At 68.0% G+C, this 20,037-nt stretch carries 15 protein-coding genes; 4 read left to right on the plus strand and 11 right to left on the minus strand.

Features of this window, described 5'->3' with window-relative positions; translation table 11 throughout:
• Positions 1–38: 38 nt before the first annotated feature.
• Positions 39–584 carry a hypothetical protein gene (locus ACX114_RS20820; RefSeq protein WP_459287075.1) on the plus strand — a complete coding sequence of 182 codons (546 nt, stop codon included), beginning with the start codon at positions 39–41 and terminating at the stop codon, positions 582–584.
• 30 nt (positions 585–614) lie between these two features.
• On the opposite strand, the gene ACX114_RS20825 is transcribed toward ACX114_RS20820, so the two are convergent.
• Positions 615–1,262 (minus strand): cysteine hydrolase family protein, encoded by a 648-nt coding sequence (locus ACX114_RS20825; RefSeq protein WP_459287077.1) that lies wholly within the window; start codon positions 1,260–1,262, stop codon positions 615–617.
• A 184-nt stretch (positions 1,263–1,446) separates the two neighbouring features.
• Between ACX114_RS20825 and ACX114_RS20830 the strand changes: the two genes are divergently transcribed.
• A complete protein-coding gene (locus ACX114_RS20830; RefSeq protein ID WP_459287079.1) occupies positions 1,447–2,211 on the plus strand; it encodes an SDR family oxidoreductase in 765 nt (254 codons plus the stop codon).
• Here ACX114_RS20830 and ACX114_RS20835 read toward each other — a convergent pair.
• From ACX114_RS20835 to ACX114_RS20860, 6 genes are all read right to left on the minus strand, one after another.
• Positions 2,175–3,044 carry a helix-turn-helix domain-containing protein gene (locus tag ACX114_RS20835; RefSeq protein ID WP_459287081.1) on the minus strand — a complete coding sequence of 290 codons (870 nt, stop codon included), beginning with the start codon at positions 3,042–3,044 and terminating at the stop codon, positions 2,175–2,177. The genes ACX114_RS20830 and ACX114_RS20835 overlap by 37 nt on opposite strands.
• An 81-nt stretch (positions 3,045–3,125) precedes the next feature.
• A complete protein-coding gene (locus ACX114_RS20840) occupies positions 3,126–5,303 on the minus strand; it encodes a PQQ-dependent sugar dehydrogenase (RefSeq protein WP_459287083.1) in 2,178 nt (725 codons plus the stop codon).
• Complete coding sequence (locus ACX114_RS20845) at positions 5,191–7,725, minus strand: PQQ-dependent sugar dehydrogenase (protein WP_459287085.1); 2,535 nt, start codon at positions 7,723–7,725, stop codon at positions 5,191–5,193. Before ACX114_RS20845 ends, ACX114_RS20840 begins: the two co-directional genes overlap by 113 nt.
• 20 nt (positions 7,726–7,745) lie before the next feature.
• Positions 7,746–8,702 (minus strand): WD40 repeat domain-containing protein, encoded by a 957-nt coding sequence (locus ACX114_RS20850; RefSeq protein ID WP_459287087.1) that lies wholly within the window; start codon positions 8,700–8,702, stop codon positions 7,746–7,748.
• Positions 8,689–9,399 (minus strand): immunity 52 family protein, encoded by a 711-nt coding sequence (locus ACX114_RS20855; protein WP_459287089.1) that lies wholly within the window; start codon positions 9,397–9,399, stop codon positions 8,689–8,691. The genes ACX114_RS20850 and ACX114_RS20855 overlap by 14 nt, the downstream gene beginning before the upstream one ends.
• Positions 9,400–9,414: 15 nt before the next feature.
• Positions 9,415–10,662: a Tox-REase-5 domain-containing protein gene (locus ACX114_RS20860; protein ID WP_459287091.1), complete on the minus strand. Its 1,248-nt coding sequence runs from the start codon at positions 10,660–10,662 to the stop codon at positions 9,415–9,417.
• Positions 10,663–10,958: 296 nt separating this feature from the next.
• On the opposite strand from ACX114_RS20860, the gene ACX114_RS20865 reads away from it, so the two are divergent.
• Positions 10,959–11,561 carry an SRPBCC family protein gene (locus ACX114_RS20865; RefSeq protein ID WP_459287093.1) on the plus strand — a complete coding sequence of 201 codons (603 nt, stop codon included), beginning with the start codon at positions 10,959–10,961 and terminating at the stop codon, positions 11,559–11,561.
• 130 nt (positions 11,562–11,691) lie between these two features.
• Complete coding sequence (locus ACX114_RS20870) at positions 11,692–12,339, plus strand: SRPBCC family protein (protein ID WP_459287095.1); 648 nt, start codon at positions 11,692–11,694, stop codon at positions 12,337–12,339.
• Between the two features lie 67 nt (positions 12,340–12,406).
• Here the strand turns inward: ACX114_RS20870 and ACX114_RS20875 are convergent, their stop codons facing one another.
• The 4 genes from ACX114_RS20875 to ACX114_RS20890 all read right to left on the minus strand — a co-directional run bounded on the left by ACX114_RS20875 (position 12,407) and on the right by ACX114_RS20890 (position 20,030).
• Complete coding sequence (locus ACX114_RS20875) at positions 12,407–14,065, minus strand: M1 family aminopeptidase (RefSeq protein WP_459287097.1); 1,659 nt, start codon at positions 14,063–14,065, stop codon at positions 12,407–12,409.
• Between the two features lie 101 nt (positions 14,066–14,166).
• On the minus strand, positions 14,167–18,654 hold the full coding sequence (locus ACX114_RS20880) for a discoidin domain-containing protein (protein ID WP_459287099.1): 4,488 nt from the start codon (positions 18,652–18,654) through the stop codon (positions 14,167–14,169).
• Between the two features lie 153 nt (positions 18,655–18,807).
• Complete coding sequence (locus ACX114_RS20885; RefSeq protein WP_459287101.1) at positions 18,808–19,476, minus strand: putative glycoside hydrolase; 669 nt, start codon at positions 19,474–19,476, stop codon at positions 18,808–18,810.
• The gene (locus ACX114_RS20890; protein WP_459287103.1) at positions 19,473–20,030 is read right to left on the minus strand and encodes a hypothetical protein; all 558 of its coding nucleotides are present in this window, start codon (positions 20,028–20,030) and stop codon (positions 19,473–19,475) included. The genes ACX114_RS20885 and ACX114_RS20890 overlap by 4 nt, the downstream gene beginning before the upstream one ends.
• Positions 20,031–20,037: the final 7 nt, after the last annotated feature.

The raw sequence follows: 20,037 nt of genomic DNA on the forward strand, positions 1-20,037 counted from the left end.
GCATGCCGCTCCCCTTCCGCGTTCCGGAGGTCTCCGCCATGCGCCGCCCGTTCCTTCCCACCCTGTTGCTCGCCTGCTCGCTGGCCGTGCCCGCCCTGGCGGCCGAACCGGCGAAGAAGCCGGCCAAGGCTCCCGCCAAGGCCATCTGCGTCAACGTCAAGGACGGGAGCAAGGCGGTCCAGGGGACGAACCTGGTCATCGAGCCCGGAGAGAAGGTCCGGGACGCGGTCGCCGTGGACGGCGACGTCATCGTGAAGAAGGGCGCCGTGGTGGACAACGACGTGGCCGCCATCCGGGGCCGCGTCATCCTGGAGCCCGGCGCGAGGGTGAAGGGCGACGTGGTGTCCATCGGCGGCGAGGTGCGGGTGCCCGCGGGCGCGCACGTCGACGGGGACGCGACGGCGCTGGGCGGCAAGCTCGTCCTGGACAAGAAGGAGGACGTGAGCGGTGAGCAGAACTCCCTGTCCCTGGTCTTCAACGGCGACGACCTGGTGAAGGAGTTCATCGGCAAGGCGCTCGACGAGGATGCGGGCAAGTGCCACATCCTCGACGACGAGGATGACGACGACGACAAGGACGTCTGAGCCGTCCTGTCGCGAGTCAGGTGGCCCCCGTCACTTCCATTCTGGCGGGGGCTTGCGCGTGGCGCGGCGGCGCGAGCGGGGTTGCAGGTGCACCTCGTCCCCCCGGCAGACGCGCACGCGCAGGAAGCGCTGGAGCTGATCCAGGGCCAGGTCGTGGTCCTTGTCGCTCTCCGCGCAGCAGCAGTCGCTGAGCACGGTGATCTTGTACTCGTGCATGTGCGCGTCGTGGGCGCTGAAGAAGACGCACAGGTTGGTGGCGATGCCCGCGAGCAGCAGCTTCTTCGTGCCCAGGTGCTCCAGGAGGGGCACCAGCGACGTGGCGAAGAAGGCCGAGTGCTTGGGCTTGAGGATGAAGTAGTCGTCCGGCCGGGGCTTGAGCGCGCGGGCGACCCGCTGGCCCCGGCTGTCCCGCCGGGTGCAGTGCTTGTAGACGTCCGTGAAGCTGCTGCGCCACAGGTCGAAGTTGTCGTTGACGTAGATGACCGGGACGCCCGCCTTGCGCATCCGCTCCGCGAAGGGGCCCAGGCGCTCCACCATGCGCAGCGCCCAGGGCAGGACGTTCTCCCCGCCGGGGAACTCCAGGTCGTTGATGACGTCGATGATGAGCAACGCGGTGTCATGCCGCCGCTCGTGCGGCGCGCGCGTCTGCTTCCGGACCGCCTGGCGCGGCTTCGCCACGTCCACCTCCCCGTGGCGGAACGCTAATCATCCGGCCGCCAGGGGTGGAGTCCCCGCGCGGGCGGTGTTCGCTGGCCGCCAACATCGCCCAAGTCCCGCGCGCGGCAGGCGGGCAATTTGTCTCCATCGCGAGCGGCCCTGCAGGCCGTGCGGGACCCGCGCCACGCGCGGCGGAGGAGACATCATGGCGGACACGAAACGCATCGCGCTCATCACGGGTGGCAGCCGGGGACTGGGCAAGAACAGCGCGCTGAAGCTGGCGCGGGCCGGGGTTGGCGTCGTCCTCACCTTCCACAGCCGGCGGGCGGAAGCGGAGGCGGTCGTCGCGGAGATCGAGCGGACGGGCCAGAAGGCGGTGGCCTTGCAGTTGGACACGTCCAAGCCGGCGGGCTTCGAGGACTTCGCGGCGCGCTTGAAGGAGGCGCTGCGCCAGAAGTGGGACCGGACGACGTTCGACTTCCTGGTGAACAACGCGGGGACGGAGCACTGGTCGCTGGTGGGCCAGACGGAGGAGGCCGCCATCGACGCGATGTTCCACATCCACTTCAAGGGCGTGTACCTGCTGACGAAGCAGCTGCTGTCCCTGCTGGAGGACGGAGGCCGGGTGATCAACTTCTCCACCGGGCTCGCGCGCTTCACCTTCCCGGGCTACGCGGCGTACGCGTCCATGAAGGCCGCCATCGAGGCGTTCACCCGCTACCTGGCGAAGGAGCTGGGCCCGCGCCGCATCTCCTGCAACACCGTCGCGCCCGGGCCCGTGGAGACGGACTTCACGAAGGGCGCGTTCGAGCACAACCCCGGGCTGCGCGGGATGCTCAGCGAGCAGACGGCGCTGGGGCGCGTGGGCGTGCCCGACGACATCGGGGGCGTGGTCGCGTTCCTGTGCTCGGAGGACGCGCGGTGGATCACCGGTCAGCGGCTGGAGGCGTCCGGCGGCCTGTTCCTGTAGCCACTCCGGACAGGCTTGACCGACGTGCAGCGGGCGTAGTGCGCCGGGGTGGTGCCCATGAGCCGGCGGAAGTGCCGGTTGAGCTGGCTCTGATCATAGAGCCCGACGGCGTACGCGGTGTCGCCCGCGGACATCCCCTTGGACAGGAGCTGGCACGCGCGGCCGATGCGCAAAAGGGTGAGGTATTCGTACGGAGGCGCGCCCAGGCTGTGGCGGAACGCGCGGGTGAGGTGGAACTTGTCCATGCCCGCGTGGGCCGCGAGATCATCCAAGGTGACCTTCTGGTCCAGGTGTTCCCGGAGGTATTCGCGCGCACGGCGCACGGCGACGGGGGCATGGACCTGGGACGCAGAGGGTGCGAGCTCGGCGCAGTTGGACAGCACCGCGTCCAGGGCCTCCGTGACGCGGGTTTCGACGAACAGGGGATCGGCGTGGGGGTCGCCCAGGGCGGCGTGCATCGCGTAGACGCTCTGGGCGGACCTCGCGCCGCCATCGCGCGGCTCCTGGAAGTGGATGGTGCCCCGGAAGCCGAGGGCCTGGGCGGCCCGTTCGACGACGGACTCCGGGATGCGCGCGACCTGGACGGTGATGGGCGCGTGGATGTGGAGGTCGCGGTAGAGGTTGCCGGGCTCCTTGAGCTTCAGGCTGCCAGGCGACCAGGTGCGGCGCGCGCCCCGGTACCAGCCGTCGAAGGCCCCGGCGTACAGGGCCACGAAGGCATACGCATCCGCATAGGTCTCACGGAGGCGGGTGTCGTCCTCGACGCGGATGAGCTCCAGCTCGGGCGCCGCGGGGTGGCGGAAGTACGTGACGTTGGAGGCAAGCTCGCTCACGGGGTGGGCTCCGGGCAGTGACCCGAGGGAGGGTAACCGCCAGTCCCCTCCCCCGCTTGGGCGATCTTGGCGGAGGGCTGGCTACCGCCGGGCGCGGCGGGGCCGCCACACAAGTCCCGCGAGCAGCCACCAGGCCAGGACACCCGGAAGCGCGGTAGCACCGGCACTGCACCCGCCGGAGTCATCCTCCAGGAGAACAGGAGCCATGCCGCCATCCTTCGCGGAGCCCGCGTCCACCTGGGTTCCCGCGTCCATGACCGCCCCGGCGTCCTCGATGGTTCCCGCGTCCTCCGCGGTCCCAGCATCCTCGAAAGTCCCCGCGTCCTCGAAGGCCCCCGCGTCCTCGAAAGTCCCCGCGTCCTCGAGGGTCCCCGCATCCTCGGTGGGCCCGGCGTCCACGCCGGCATCGCCCTCCACGCCGCCGTCCTGGACAGGCTCCTCGGGAACTTCGTCCTCCTCCGTGCGTGCCAGGACGGTCACCACGGGGAAGTCCTGCGTCGGGGTGAACGTGAAGGACGCGTGCTCGACGTTCGCGTCCGCGTCCTGCGCCGCGCCCAGCGTCACGAATTGGGGAACGCTCCAGTTCTCACGCGTGAAGCGAAGCGATCCGCCCTCCATCACGGACAGGTCGCCGTCGCCCCCCTGCACCGCCACCTTGACCCAGACATCCACCATGGGCGGCATCGCCAGGGACACCATGACCGTCTGGGTTTCGCCCTCCGGGATGATCAGGTCCGACGGCGACACGACCAGGGCCTGGCCTCCCGGCACCGGCGTCACCCGGTTGATTCCGCCGTAATAGCTCAGCACGTAGAGCGCCCCGTCCGGTCCTTCATTCACGTCGACGAGGCCTCCGTAAGCAGACCCCGTATTGGTGATGATGTCATCCGCGGCCACGGAACCATCCGCCGCGAACCTGATCCGGTGCAGCATCCCGCGGAAGTCCGTGTACAAGTAGTTGCCGGAGTAGCTCGCGGGGAAGCGCGTCCCCTCGTAGAACGTGCCACCCATGGTGAATTCGCCCTCCGGCCAGCGCTTGAGCTGACCGCCACCGCTCACCGCATCCGGCTCCGGTTGGTTCACGGTGATGGACTGCGAGGAGGGATGCCCCGTGACGTAGAACTCGCCGTTGAAGCTGGGGTCCGCCACGTCCTGGACCTGGATCCATGTCCCCTTGCGATACCAGGACGAGTCGTAGATGCCGGGCTCGAATGTGAAGGTCGCGACGCCGCTCTGCCGCACCGCGCCTGTTGGCGTGAACGTATACTCGTCAAAGTTGTTGGGGATGTATGAATGAACAGGCGAAAGGTAGCCTGCGGGCTGGTTGTTCTCGTAGTCGGGCCAGCCCCCGTGGTCACCCGGACCGACGCTGAAGATCTGATTGGCCTCCTTGCCTGAAACATTGGCCCACAAGCGTCCGGTTCCCGGCTGGAACACCAGTCCGTAGAGGTTGCAGAATCCCCGCGCCCAGATGCTGTCCACGTTGGGCCCCGCCCCATCGTAGAAGGGATTGTCCGTGGGTACGGTGCCATCCGGGCGCACGCGGTGGATCTTGCCCTTCGCGTTCGTCAGGACGTCTGCCTCACGATAGCCGTGGAGACTCCCCACGCCGAAGTACAGCATGCCATCCGGACCGAAGGTCATCCCTCCGCCGTCGTAGTCGAGCACTCCCGCCTGGAGCCCATCCACGATGATGGTGCGATTCACGCCGACGCCGCCGACGTCCGTGTACCGGAAGATCTGCAGCGTGTAGCCCGGCATCGCCGCGAAGAAGTAGACGTAATGGTTGTTCGCGAAGTCCGGATCGAAGGCCATGCCCAGAAGGCCTTGCTGCTCGTGTCCCTGGGTGAATGACTCGGAGATGAAGGGGGCCGGCTGCAAGACTCCATTCTCCACGACGAGGACCTTCCCAGACATCGTCGTCACGAACAGACGGCCAGAGCCGTCTGGAACCCATCCCATCCGGGTTGCGTCACCAGCCACCCATTCGAAGCCGACCCAGTTTTCCTGGATCTCCAGGTCACGAGCTGTCTCGATGGGTTGGGAATAGGCGGGGAAGGCAGCCAGCAATGCCAGGGCAAGCCAGGGGACAATGATTCGCATGCCAAGCACGCTAGCGTGCCTTCCCGTCTGTCCGTCAGTCTTTTCAGCTCCGCCGGGCGCGGCGGGGCCTCCACACGACCCCCGCGAGCAGCCACCAGGCCAGGACCCCCGGAAGCGCGGTGGCGCCGGCACTGCACCCGCTGGAGTCAGCCTCATCCGGGCCCGTCACCGTGCCGCCGTCCTGCTTGACGCCCGCGTCCGCGCCACTTCCGCCGTCCGTGCCGGTCCCCGCATCCGCATTGGTTCCGGCATCCGTCTGGGCGCCCGCGTCCACGGCGCTGCCTGCATCCGAGCTGGTGCCGGCGTCGAGGACGGTCGAGGCCCGGACCTGGATCTGGAACGTCTGGACCGCATCCGGCGTCTGTCCATTGCTGGCGCGCACGGAGACGGTCACGGTCCCTTCAGCCGCGGGCGTCCAGGACAGCCGTCCGCTGACAGGGTCCAGCGTCATGCCTTGCGGCCCCTGCACCAGCGTCAGTGAAGCCGCGGGCTTCCCGATCGCCGTGACCGTGTATGCATAGGGCGTCCCCACGGTCGCCGTCGTCAGCGGCGCGGAGGTGATGGCAGGCACCCCGAGCACGTCCCTGGCGATGACGGTGACCACCCGCGAGGCGAGTCCCGGCGAGGACACCGTCAACAGGGCCACGTCGTCCTCGCTGTCCGTGTCGCGCACGGTCGCCACGGTGACGGTCTTCGCCGTGGTGCCGTCCTCGGGCGTGAAGGTCAGGGAGGTCCCGCCGGTGACGGTCACATCCGCGCTCCCCGAGGTCCGGGCCACGGTGACCGTCACGGGAGCCGTCGGCGCGTAGGTCAGGCGGACGGTGAAGGTGCCGCCCATCCCCTCATCCAGGTCGAACGACGGGGTGGAGAGCTGGAGCGCCTGGACTTCGTCCTCCTCGGTGCGCGCGTGGATCTCCACGCCGGGCACGCCCGCCGGAAAACCCTGGTCCATGGTGACGATGAACGTGGCGTGGTCGACCTCCGAGTCCGCGTCCTGGGCCGCGCTGAGGGTGATGAACTGCGGGACGCTCCAGTTGGTTGCGTCGAAGAGGACCGGCTGCCCGGCGCTCACCCGGATGTCCGAGTCCACTTCACGCCTCACCAGGGCCACATTCGTTGGAGTCGTGGGCGGCATGGCCAGGGAGACCATGAGCGTCTTCGATCCTGCTTCGGGGACGACCAGGTCCTGGGTGGAGACGACGACACCCTGCCCCACGGGCAGTGGCGTGACACGGTAGATGGTGTTGCCGAAGGACAGGACATACAGCGCGCCGTCCGGACCCACCGCGACGTCGGTGAACGACTCCCAGTCGGAGTAGTTCACCACCAGGTCCACCTTGCTCACCGAGCCATCCGCTCCCAGGTCGACCCGGAACAGGCTCCCATCGAAATCGGCGAAGAAGTAATCGCCCTGGTACTCGGAGGGAAAGCGCGTGCCCGCGTAGAACGCGCCACCGACGACGGCGTCGCCCATCGGGTCTGTCTTCAGCCCACCGCCGCCGCTCACCGCATCCGGGCCGGACTGCGCCACGGTGAAGGACAAGGGCGTGGGAAAGCCCGTGATGAAGCCGACCCCGTTGAAGCTGGGGTCCCGCACATCCCGCAGGTGCACCTTCTTGCCCTTGCGCAGATAGGACACCGGATAGGTGCCAGCCACGGTGAAGGTCGCGACCCCATTCTTGCGCACGGCGCCGCTCGCCGTGAAGCCGTACTCCTCCCACTGCCCTGGCGTGTACGCGACGAGCGGCGTCAGGAAGCCCGCGGGCTGGTTGTTCTCGTACTGCCACCAGCCCCCATGCTCGCCCCGGCCCACGCTGAAGATCTGCTCGGCGGCTTCCCCGGCGACATTGGCCCAGAGCTTCCCGGTTGCCGGCTGGAAGCGGATCCGGAAGGGATTGCGGAAGCCCCGCGCCCAGATGAGGTCGTGGTTCGGTCCCCAGTCGTCGTAGAAGGGGTTGTCCGTGGGAACGGTCCCGTCCTTGTTGACGCGGAGGATCTTCGACGACATCTGGGTCAGGTCATCATTGCCGCCCTCGGACGTCCCCCGGTCCCCGACTCCAAAATACAAGCGCCCATCCGGACCGAAAGCCAGACCTCCACCGTTGTGGGTCACGCCCGAGGGGATGTTGTCGACGATGACGGTCCGCTCGACACCGACGCCACCGGACTCCCTGAACCGGAGGATCTGCGCGATGTACCGGACGACGCCATTCACCGTGATGTTCGGCTGGCTGGCGAAGACGTAGACATAGCGGTTGGTCGTGAAGGCCGGATCGAAGACCAGACTCTGCAGCCCCTGCTCTCCATCCGTCGCCACCACCTCATTGATGAAAGGCGTGGGCAGGAGCGCGCCGTTCTGGATGACCCGGACCGTTCCCCCCTTGAGCACCACGAAGAGACGGTTGGAACCGTCCGGTGCCCAGGTCAGCCCGGACGCCTCCTGGAGCGCATTCGTTTCGATGAACTTCGCGACCTCAACGCCATAGGCGCCAGAAGCCGGAGGAGGGATATGGGTCTGGGCCTGGGCGGTGAAGGCCGCAAGGCATGCCAGAACAAGCAGGGACGGGGCTGAACGCATGGCAGCCACGCTACCACCAGCTACGGTCTGGGCTTCACGCCCCAGATGCCCACCTTGCCATCGTCCATTCCCCAGCACACGAAGCGACCGTCGGGAGAGAAGTTCGCGTTGCTGCCCTGCATGTCATCCAGGTCCGAATAGGCGAAGACCTTGCGCCCTTCGTGGACATCGATGACCACGAACGCGCTCGTGTCCGCGCTGGCGGCCAGAAGGGAACCCTCGGGGCTGAACTCCAGCTGCATCGCGCCGGAGGCCGGAGCCTCGATGACCCGCAGGGTCTCCAGTCCGGGGAGGCCCAGGAACAACAACTCGCCACCAGAGTTCGCGGCGACCAGCGACTCTCCAGACGGCGTGAACGCCACGTTCCAGATCCGCTGGGTGTCGAACGCACGGGTCCCCACGGGCTTGCCGGTCCTGGCATCCCAGAGGCGAACAGCCCCGCGAGTCGCGGCACCGTCCTGTTCCTCGGCGACGCCCGCGGCCGCGAACCGGCCATCCGGCGACAGCGCGCAGCCATGGAGGAACGCGCGGTCCTCCAGCCGCCACACGAGCCAGCCGCGCTCCAGGTCCCACAGCAGGACCCGGCCCTGGGCGGACGCGAGCAGCAGGCGAGTCCCGTCCAAGGACAGGCATGCGTTGGCGACGAACCCACCAATCTCCACCGAGGACACCAGCGTGCCATCGGTGACGGACCAGGTCTGGAGGGTGCCGCGCGCCGTCACGGACAGCAGGCGCTGGGAGCCGGGCAGGAACCACGCGGCCACGCAGCGGGAGACCGGATGCGCGAAGAGCGGAGCTGTCGTGTGCGAGCGCAGGTCCCACCAGCGCAACGGCGTCCCACCCTGCTTCTGGACGGACAGCAGGTAGCGCGAAGACGCATCCCACCCCAGCCACTGCCACCGTGTGTACTCCGATAGCTCCGGCGTCCCCAGCGTCCGCAGCAGGGACAACTGTTTCGCGGTGTCAGGGGTCAGCATTACGGCGGGCTCCAAGCGCTTCCAGCAATCCGGTTCGTCGCAACTGGTCCCGCACTTCTTCCGCGAGCGCGACATGCTCGGGCCTGCTCAGCGTGAATCGCTCCGGTGTCAGGATGACGAGGGTGCCTTGGTTTCCCAAGGGTTCGACGCGCGCGGGGCTGGGAAGCGGCGGCACCGGACCGAGGTCGCGGGAGAAGTAGGTCATCCATCCGATGAACGTGCCGACCTCGCCGGACTCGGACGACGAGTCCCGGTGCTCGTCGGAGACAACGATCCCCCATTGCGGCTCCCAGGCCAGCACCATCGCCTTCAGCACCTGGGACGCCCTCTGCTCGGAAAGGAGCCCTCGTGCGGCGGGAGTCCAAACGCAGAGGTCCACGGCGTCCGGCACCGGGGCCCCGCAGGAGAAATTGACGACACTGCTGTCGTCAGCGCTCCCGTTCCACGCAGCGAAGGAGATCTCGCCTTCGCCAATCTGATACTTCGCCTTCGTGAACAGCTGCTGCAACGAATGGGCATCCGGGCTGATGCGGCTGTTGAGCGCCGACTCCCGGGAACGGGCCTGCTCGTACCAGGTCGCGAGGCTCGGGTCCGTGGAAGCCAATCGCTGGAACAGGGCCTCGGCCCGCCGGGCATAGGTCGCCAGTGGCTCGGGCCTTCCGGGCCAGTACACGCCTGCGTAGTAGGTTTCGGTCATCAGCCGCCAAGCCGTTCAGCGCGGAGAAGTGAAGTGGACGGGAATTCGCCCCAGACCGTTTCTCTTGAAGAGCGCTCGTACGTAGTCCGCGACCTTGCGCTCCGCGAAGTGCCATTCCACGGGAAATCCACGGGCGACCCGCTGCTGCCGCTTGGCTTGCCGGACCATGTCCGTGAATCCCTCGAACCATCCGCCCTGCTCAACGGCCAGTTCGAGGAACTTCTCATAGCCCGGCCCTTTGGCCTCCAGCAACACGCCGTTGGTGAACCCATCGAACTTGACGCCATCGACTTCGTAGACCTGTCCCTCTGGGGCGTGGGTGATCTGGGACTGATACTTCCGGGCCGCGTCCTCCATGTGCTCGGTCGCGGGCCGCCACTTCCCCGGTCCTCCGGAAGAGGAAGCCCCGCCGCCTGGGGCGTTTGACTTCAACAGGATGACGGTCGCCCCAGGAGCTCCGCTCAAGACCGTCGTCGCACGTCCCACGGGGACCGAGACGAGCTCCAGCACCAGCGCTCCCTCCGCGGACAGTGAGAGCATCGGCGCGGTGGCCTCCACGCCCACGGTCAGCCCCTTCAACGAGCGCGTTGTGGCAGAAGCCGTTCCCCACAGCGCGACGACATTCGTGGTCAGCCGCGCGGTCTCGCGGATCTGCTCGCCGCGCGTCATGTTCTGGAAGCGCTCCCAATAGGCGGGAGAGTTCGTGATGAGGGCCACGATTCCCGCTGGCAGGTGCCGCAGCCCAGCGATGCTATCCGCTGGACGCGACAGCACTTGCCCCAACGCGTGGTACAGTTCCACGAAGGCGTCCTCGGCGCCGTCCAGAGAGCGGTTGATGAGGTCCGCGTCGTCGTATACCTCGGCGAGAGGTCTCGGGTCGGTGGCGCGCAACTGCGCATCCACCTGACGGAAGACTCCGCCACGGCCGCTGTAGAAGCGGCCCAATTCGAAGTTTCCCGCGCGGAAGGCGCCGTCCCTCCACTTCACCTCCGAAACCTTCTGCTGCGTGCGGCCATCCAGCGCCCAGGCGAGATAGCCGTCCGGCCGAAGCACCGCCACCTGCTCGCGGGCGAAGCGTTCCACCCTCAGCTCCAGTTCCTCACGCGACACGTCGCCGTCCGCCAGCACCTCGCGCATGAGAAAGCCCGCGGCCAAACGCGGAGGGAAGGAGCCCAATGTCACGGGCGTCTCCGTCAGCCGTTCGAGCACTCCCATCGCATCCTCGGGCGTGAAGGGATTGCGGCGAGGGGGCAGTTCGTCCACCTCCTCCAGCCCGGCGTGGATCAGGACCTCTTCGAAGGCATCTGGGCGGAGGAACTGTGTGCTTCCTCTTCCGGAAGCAGCTTCCACACCCGCACAGCCATTGCAGAACAGAGCGACGAAGACCGCCAAGACCGCCGTGCGCATCGGCCTATTCTAAGCCGCCAGGACAATGGCGGCCTCAATGACGTGCTCCGCAGGGTGCGTCAAAGTGGGCCGAGCGGAAGGGGGACTTGAGCACGACCAGACCGGCGACCTAAGACAGTGACTCCCGTCCAGGCACCGTTCCGGAGATATCCATGCTCAAGAAGATTGCCATCGTAGCCATGGCCGCGCTCCTGCTGCTCGCTGGCTACATCTCCAGTCGCCCGGATGCCTTCGTCGTCACACGGGCCGCCATCGTGCCGGGCACACCTGACATTGCGTATGGGCTGGTCAAGGACTTCCACCTGTGGAGCCAATGGTCTCCCTGGGAGAAGATTGACCCGAACATGAAGCGGACCTACGGCGGCCGGGTGGAATCTGGCGTCGACGCAACCTATGCGTGGGCTGGCAATAGCGAGGCGGGCGAGGGCCGCATGCTCATTACGACGACCCTCACCAACGAGATGGTCACCATCAAGTTGGACTTCACCAGGCCCTTCGTTGCCACCAACATCGTTCATTTCACGTTCGAGCCCGCCAAGAGCGGCACCCGCGTCGTCTGGTCCATGACCGGCCGGCGCAACTTCATGAGCAAGGCGTTCGGTCTGTTCATGGACATGGACCAGAGGGTGGGCAAGGACTTCGAGAAGGGTCTCGCCAACATGGCGGTCGCCGCCCAGGCCGAGGTCACGAAGCGCGCGGAGGCCGAAGCCGTCCCCTCGGAAGGCACGCCCGCCGTCGCTGTGCCCACCCCGTAGCCCCAGGTCGTCTCCCCATGGCTCCGCACACTGCGTCATGGTGAGGTGCGCCCTGGGGGGCTTGAGCCGGACCGAACGGGCGGCCTAAGACGCGGCCTCCCCTTCCAGGGGACCCTTTTCGAGGAACTTCATGTTCAAGAAGATTGCCATTGGCGTTGTCGCCGTGCTCGCGCTGCTCGCCGGCTTCATCACCACCCGTCCCGATACCTACACCGTCACGCGCACCGCCACGGTGTCGGGGACGCCGGACATCGCGTTCGGTCTGGTCAATGACTTCCACCAGTGGAACCAGTGGTCTCCCTGGGACAACCTCGACCCGAACATGAAGAAAACCTTTGGCGGCGCGGAGTCGGGCGTTGGCGCCACCTATGGGTGGGTGGGCAACAACGACGTCGGGGAGGGCCGCATGACCATCCTGGAGGCCACCGCCAACGCGTCCGTCCGCATCAAGCTGGAGTTCATCAAGCCCTTCGAAGACAGCAGCATCACCACCTTCACGTTCAATCCCGCCACGGACGGCACCACCGTCACCTGGGCCATGGCCGGCGACCATAACTTCATGAGCAAGGCGATGTGCCTCGTCATGGACATGGACCAGATGATCGGCAAGGACTTCGAGAAGGGCCTCGCCAGCATGAAGACCGCTGCCCAGGCCGAGGTCACGAAGCGCGCGGAGGCCGAAGCCGCCCGCAAGGTCGCCGAGGCCAAGGCCGCCCAGGAAGCCGCCGCCGCTGCCCCCGCGGAAGGCGCGCCCGCCGTCGCCGCGCCGACCCCGTAGTCCCGCCACCATCTCGCGGCCACCGGCCCCTCGCGCCTCCCTGGCTCGAGGGGTTTTCCTTTTCGACTCACAACCGCCAGCGCTGGGGCGCGGGCTCCCGGGCCAGCCCCGGGCTCCTGCGATTGACCAGGCGGTTGCGCGGATCCACCGCGACCTGCTGGACCTTCCACGGCAGCCCCTCCACCGAGAGGCCCGCCGTCGCGGCCCCAGGCTCCAGGCCGTAGGAGACCGTGACCCGCCGCCGCTCTTCCGGCGCCGGGCCCTGGAGCTCCAACTCCACCTCGCAGGGATACACCTTCCCGGTCGCCGTCCGCTGCGTCACGGTCAACGTGAGCGCTTCGTCCTGGCTCCACTCCACCTGGAAGTACGGCCAGTCCGGCTCCCCTTCCCCATCCACCCAGGTGTCGAAGTAGCGCCGCAGGCTCCTTCCCGAAGCGCCTTCGAGCGCCTGGCGCAGGTCCTCGATGCTCCGGACGCCCGGCTCCGCCAGGAACGCCTGGAGCCCCGCCAGCACCTGCTCCCGCCCCAGCAGGGACTCCAACTGCACCAGGAGGATCAGCGGGCCCGTGCCGTAGATGTCATTCACGAAGGAGAGGAAGGGCGGCGCGGGCGTGTCTCTTGGACGCAGATGGTAGGACGCCGTCCGCGCCAGCCGGTCCCAGTACGCCAGCGTGACCGCGGCCTCTTCGTCCCGGTGCTCGTCCTCGAAGACATACGTGAGGTACTCCGCCACCGCCTCCTTCCACGGGTAGTCCCGCGCGCTCGCCAGCGTCGTCCGGTCTCCGGCCCACTGGTGCACGATTTCATGCATCAACGTGTGCAACGTCACGTTGGCGTAGACCCCGCCAATCCCTGGCAGATCGTCGCGCAGCACGATGTTGGCCGGGTGCTCCATGCCCAGCCAGTCCGTGCGCCCGCTGGCCACGCGCAGCTCCGGGCCATAAGGCAACGGCCCGAAGCGCGCCGTCATCCACACCAGGAACTCCGCCACCGCGCCCGCGTCGATCGCCGCCTTGAGCGGTCCTCCGGGCAGCTCATATAGCTCCACGCGCCCCGCGTCCGTGTCCACCAGCCGGGTGCGCTCCCACGCGGGATGCGACGCGACCATGAAGGCGGAGTACGTGGGGGCTCGCGTCCCCAGGAGCTCACATCGCGTATGTGTTTCATCCCGCCTCGACAAGCTCCCTGAACACAACACGCTCTCCCCAGGCGCGTGCGTGATGTCGAAGGTGAAGTGCGCCAGCCGTCCGGGCGCCGCGTCACACGGGCCGAAGAGGTCGCAGGACTCCACCCACCCCAGCAGATACGTGAAGGGACGGCCCTGCGCATCCAACCGCCGTGAGAACCCCACCTGCGTGTACGGCACCGTGGCTTCCGGCACACGCAACCGGCTGTCGAGCCACAACGGCCCTTCCACCGGCGCCACGCCACAGACCTCCAGCCGGCCATCCGCCACGCGGAAGCCTTCAGGCGGTGCCCCATCCCACCGCACCTCCATCACCTCCGCGCGAGCCGGAAGCGATACGCAGCCCCGCGCGCCCGCCTCCACGTCCAGCCACAACCGGGACGACGCCTCCCCCGTGGGGAGGTCGAAGGCGAAGTCGTAGCGCTCCACGGTGGACGCAAGCGCCATCCCCGCCGAGTCCGGCGGTTCACCGGACTCACAGCCCGTCACGCCCAGGATGAAGCACGGCAGCGCGAAGCGTCTGAGCCAGGGCGGGAGCACGGCCTGGATACGGTCCCGGCCACCGCCACGGGTCGTCCTGGAACAAAAAGAAGGGCGGCCATCGCTCCGGCCGCCCCTCCCCCTTACCTCAAGGCCTCACCCTACTTCGTGAAGGTGATGGGCCCCGACGACAGCGTGGTGTTGTTCGCGCCATCCACCGCGCGCACACGCCACGTGTGCGAGCCCGTGGACAGACCGTTCAGCGTCGTCTGCTCCGTGCCCACGCCGTAGACCTCGAACTCCCACAGCGAGTAGCCGTACGCCGTCGCGCGCTGCACGCCGCGCATGCGCACGAAGCGGCCCACGCCGGCCACCGTCCAGTCGTCGATGCCTCCGTCGCCGGTGTCCACCGTCTTCAGCGCCGTCCAGTTGGTAGAGCCGTCCAGCGACGCCTCCAGCACGTAGCGGCGGCCGTACGCGGCCTCCCAGTTCAGCACGATGCGCTTGAGCGAGTAGATGGCGCCCAGGTCGATGGTGATGGACTCCGTGTCACCCGTGGTCGCCGTGCCCACGCTGGACCAGCGCGTCGCCAGGCTGCCGTCCACCGCGTCGTTCGCGCTGCCGAACTCCACGGACGTGGCGTAGGCATTCTTGCCCCGCGCCAGGTTCGTGCCCGCCGGCACCGGCGTGCTGCGCAGGATGGAGGGGGTGCGGTCCGTGCCGTCCACGATGAGGACGTACTCCGCCACGCCCGCGCCCACGTCCGTCGTCTGCTCCCAGATGAAGCGCGTGGACGTTCCCGGCACCGACTGCCCGGCCGAGGGCGACAGCGCCGCGAAGGCCGCGGGCGGCGTCGTGTCGTTCAGCGTGAAGGTGAACGTCGCGGACTGCGTGACGCCGTTCGCCCAGTTGAACGCCTTCACGAACCAGGTGTGCGTCCCGTTCGCCAGCTTCAGCCCGTCCAGCGCCGCCGACGGCGTCTTGGTGATGGCCACCGGCATCGAGCCACCGTCCAGGAACACCTCGTAGCGCTGGATGCCCGTCTGCGGGTCGCTGCTCGCCGCCCAGGTGAACGCCGGACGCGTGCCGGTGATCACCAGGTTGTTCGACGGCGTCAGCAGGTTGAACGCCACGGGGGGCGTCGCGTCCGTCAGGCCGAAGCCCTGGATGCCCGCGCCATACTGGTACAGCGGGTTGCCGTACGTGGGCGGCACCGGCTGGCCCGTCGCGATCTTCTGGCGGATGGCCGCGCGCTCGGCGTCCGTCGCGCCCAGGTCATACGGCAGGTCCCACTTCTCCAACTGGTTGTTCTCCACGTCCGTGCCGATCTGGCTCATGGAGCGCGGCAACTGCCACGGCGTCTTGCCGCGCGGCAGCACGTCACCGAACAGCACGTCCGCCACCGCGTAGCCGCCCATGTCGCCGGGGCGGTACGCCAGCATCAGCGCGTTGGAGAGCGGCACCACGTTCGTCAGCACGTAGGGACGCGGGCTGATGAGGACCACCGTCGTGGGGATGCCCCGCGACCTGAAGCTGTTGATGATGCCGTACTGGTCGCCCCACTTCGCGTCGTGGGCAGGGCCAATCGGGTCGCCCGGCAGGTACGGCTTCTCCTTGTCCCACTCCGTGCCGTGGGTGAAGTAGCTCTCGCCCACCACCACGATGGCCGCGTCCGGCGTCACACCCGCGGGGGCGTTGTCCTTGTAGACCGTGAGCCCCGCTGCCTCCGCGCGAGCCTTCACCGCCGCGTAGATGGTCGGGTCGCCGAACTCGGTGCCGTGGAAGTCCGAACGCCAGGTCACCATGCAGGACATGTCGTCCGCACGCGGGCCCGCGATGACCAGCTTGCCGCCCGCGGGCAGGCGGATGGGCAGCGCGCCGTCGTTCTTGAGCAGCGTCATGGCCTCCTGGGACGCCCGGCGCACCGCCGCCTTGCTGTCCGCGGTGTGCCACTGGGACGTGCCCGCGGGGCCCTGCTTGTACGGGTCCTCGAAGATGCCCAGGCGGAACTTCAGGTCCAGGATGCGGCGCACGGAGTCGTTGATGCGCGCCACAGGCACTTCGTTCTCGAAGTTGGCCATGGCCTGCGGCGTGGCGCCGCCCATCACGTCCGAGCCCGCCGTGGCGGAGCGCACCCACGAACCCGACGGCAGCCAGTCCGAGCAGATGACGCCGTCGTACTTCAGCTGGTTGCGCAGGTAGTTGAGGATGCCCGGGTTGTCACCCGCGCCATAGCCCTCCGGCCCCAGCAGCCAGCTGCCCGCGTAGCCCGGCATGATGCCGCTGGTGCCCGCCTCGATGGCCGCGTGCCACGGACGCATGTGGTAGTGGATGGTGGTGCCGTCGTAGGTGATGCCCGCCTCACCGCCAGCGCCCTGCCCCGGCCAGTGCTTCGTCGTCACCCAGATGGAGGACGGGTTCACCTCCGGGCCGCCCTGGAGGCCCGCGATGAGCGCGCGGGTGATGCCCGCCGCCAGGTCCGCGTCCTCGCCGTTGCCTTCCTGCGTGCGCGGATAGAGGACCTTGGTGTTCACCTCCGCCAGCGGCGACAGCGTGCCTCGGCTGCCAATGGCCAACTGCTCACGGCGCTGGATGTCCCCCATCTCGTAGATGGTGTCCAGGTCGCGCGTGGCCGCCAGCGCCGGCTGCGTGGGCCAGCTCGTCTTGTAGCCGTGGATGGTGTCACCCGCGTCGATGTGCGGGATGCCCAGGCGCGTGGCCGCGGACGCCTTCTGGAACATGGGGATGTCCGTGGGCGACAGGGGCCCCATCTGGAAGCCAGCCTCCGGGTACGTCTTGGCGTCGTAGAACATCTGCAGCGCCTTCTCGCGCAGCGTCATGCGGCCCAGCAGGTCGTTCACGCGCACGGAGACGGGGTTGTGCCAGTCCTCGTACGGTTCAATCGTCCCGTTCTTGTTCAGGTCGCGGATGCCATTGATGAGGTTGACGCCGTCCGCCTGCGTCTCCACCACTGGCAGGTACACGCTGAAGTTGCCGATGTCCGAGCGCGACGTGCCGCCGCCCGACAGCGTGGCCACCACGTACCACTTGTACGTCCAGCGGTCCGGCAGGTCCTCCGTGAAGGTGAAGGACGTGCCCGTCTGCGATGCCACCTGCGTGTACCGGTCCAGCAGGTTGCCCGCCGCCATCCAGTCGTAGTCGTTGCGCGTGAGGTTGACGTAGAGCTTGTAGTTCGTCGCGCCCGTCACCGCGGCCCACGACAGCGTGGGACGGCGGGTCGCGGTAACCATCGCGTTGTTGGCCGGCGCGGCCAGGCGGAAGGCTCCGGCCACCGGCAGCGGCGCGGGCGCCACGTACGGGTCCGGGATGATGGTCGGGTCGCGCGGGTCCGTGGGGCCGTTGCCCGTGGAGAAGATCTCCACGTTCCAGTCCGCGCCCTGCACCGCGAGCGCCGTGACGGACTGGGCGCGCTGCTGCACGCCGTTGTAATCCACCACCGCCAGGCGGATGTCCGTGTTGGGCTGCGTGGGAGAGAACTGGTTCTTCGACAGCGTCACCGTCGTGTTGGGCGGGAACGTGAGCTGGTAGGTGAAGGGACCGGGCGGGTTGCGCACGGACGGCGTGGTGTTGCCCTCCTCCGGCACCGGCGTCACCGACAGCGGCGCGGGCGACACGTTGATCTTCGCGTACGCCAGCTCCGGGAAGTTCAGCTTGATGGTCTGGTTGGTGGTCTGCGTGGGCGGAGGAGTCGTGCCGCCGTTCTGGTAGACCTCGAAGGACCACAGCGAGTAGCCATAGCCCGTGCCGCGCTCCGTGCCGCGCATGCGGAGGTAGCGCCAGGTGCCGGAGACGGGAATCTCCCGGCGGCCGATGGCGCCGTTGGTCACCGTGTTGAGCGTGGTCCAGGTGCTGTCGTTGTTGGAGCCGTCAATCGTGTACGTCTTGCCGTACGCGCCCTCCCAATCCAGCACCACCTTGCCCACCACCTGGGACGACCCCAGGTCCACGCGGATCCACTGCGGATCCACGCCCTGCGCGGAGGCCCAGCGCGTGTTGATGTCACCGTCGAACGCGAAGCCCGGCTGGAGCCCCGCGGCGTCCGCCTCCACGCTGGACGCGGTGGCCGGACGGTTGCGCGCCAGGTCCGTGTTGGTGGGAGGCGGCGTGCCGCCCGTCTCATAGACGGCGAATTCCCACAGCGAATAGCCATACGCGGGCAGCGCGCGGGTGACGCCCTGCACGCGGACGTAGCGGCCCGTGATGCCGGATGGCAGGGACAGGTCGTCCACCGCGCCGTCGCCGGTGTTCACCGTCAGCGCGTCGGTGAAGGTGGTGTTGTTGGTGGAGACCTGGATCTTGTAGACCGTGGCGTAGGCCGCCTCCCAGGTGAGCACCACGCGCGAGATGGTGCGCGTCTGGCCCAGGTCCACGGTGATCCATTCGTTCGCCGTGAAGCCGCTGGCCCAGCGGGTGCCACCGTCACCATCCACCGCGTACTGGCCCAGGAATGGACCCTCCGCGGAAGAGGTATAGGTGGTCTTGTTCAGCGCGACGTTCGTCTGCGCCAGGGCGTCGGACGCGCCCAGGAGGGACACCAGCGTGAGCACCGCGGCGAAGGCTTGTAACAACCCGACACGCGGTGCTTCACGCGGACATGGGCTTGACAACTGCGGCGAGGATCCAGTCATTGGGGGATGACTCCTTGAGTAGGAACAGCCACTGCATCCCTGCCCTGTCGACACCGCACGCGGGGGCGTGACGGTGACGTCAAGACAAGGCTCGGGCGTTCCGGCTGTCACACGGCGACAGCCGGCCCGCCCTTCCTGGCACTGCGTTCCTGCCTAGTCCGCGGTGAAGTACAGGTTGTCGAGCAGGAGGGACTGACCGGTCGTTCCGCCTTCAGCCGCGAAGGTGAACGGTGAAGAGACGTCGTTGAGCTTCAGGCCCGCCGCGACGAAGTCCGCGACGGGGATGGCCAGGTGGTGCCACTCGCCGTCGTTCGCCCAGCCGTACTTCGTGACGGCGAGCGGGTTGCCCTTCTCCGCGGTGCCCGTGCCACTGGTCATGCCGATCTTCACGTTGGCGAAGGCGGCGTCGGACGACTTCATGCTCACGTGGAGCGTCTTCCAGGCGTCGAAGTTGTGCGTCTGCTTCCAGTGCACACCGAAGCCCATCCACGGCTTGCCGTTCTGGACGATGCGGTCCGCGGACTTGCCCTCGATGTGGTCCGGGTCGGACTCCACATAGACGGTGTTCTCGTAGAGGTAGAAGTTGGAGTCGATGTTGTCGAGGATGATCTCCTGCGAGCGGCCCGTCTCGTAGAAGATGCCCACCATCAGGCGGGCCTTGCCGGCCTCATAGGGGAACGGCCCGGGCAGCATGTCCGCGGGCTGCGTCCCGCCGTCGGGGTTCTGGTTGTCCGGCAGCTCCTGGCCCGAGTAGTCCGCCGGGCCCGGATCCGGGCGGCAGGCGGCGAGCAGCAGCAACAGGCCCCACACTGGCTTCTTCATGGCTTCACCGCCCGGTCCGCACCACTGGAGGTCTTCACCATCACCCAGCCGCCCGCCACGGTGCCGCCCAGCTCGACGACGCCCTTGTACGCGGGCGTCACCAGCTCGTAGGCCACCGTGCCGGACGCGTCGTACGTCACCGCGTCCGGAAAGTTGTCGAGCACGGACTGGTAGGCCTTCACCGCCATCTCGCGCGTCTCGGCCAGGCTCGCCTGATCCGCCAGGCCGCGCTGGTAGATGGCCGCCAGGTTGAGGGCCACGTAGTACTGCGCTTCGCCGTAAGGCCCGTTCGCGAGCACCGTGGCCCACGAGTAGTAGGCCGCCACGGGGTCCGCGCCGGACTGGATCTGCCACTTCGTCTCCGTGCCCACGCCCGACAGGGCGAAGGGGTTGTTTGGATCATCCAGCACGGAGGTGTTCGGGTAGATGCCCATGGCCGGGTCGGTGACCGTGAAGGTCATCCCGTCCAGCGGCCTGCCGTAGATGATGGTCGGGTCGTCGTAGCAGCCGGACAGCGCGGCCACGGCGGCGGCCAGCAGGAAACCAGTCCTCATGATGCGT

The organism is Corallococcus sp. M7 (assembly GCF_054512695.1).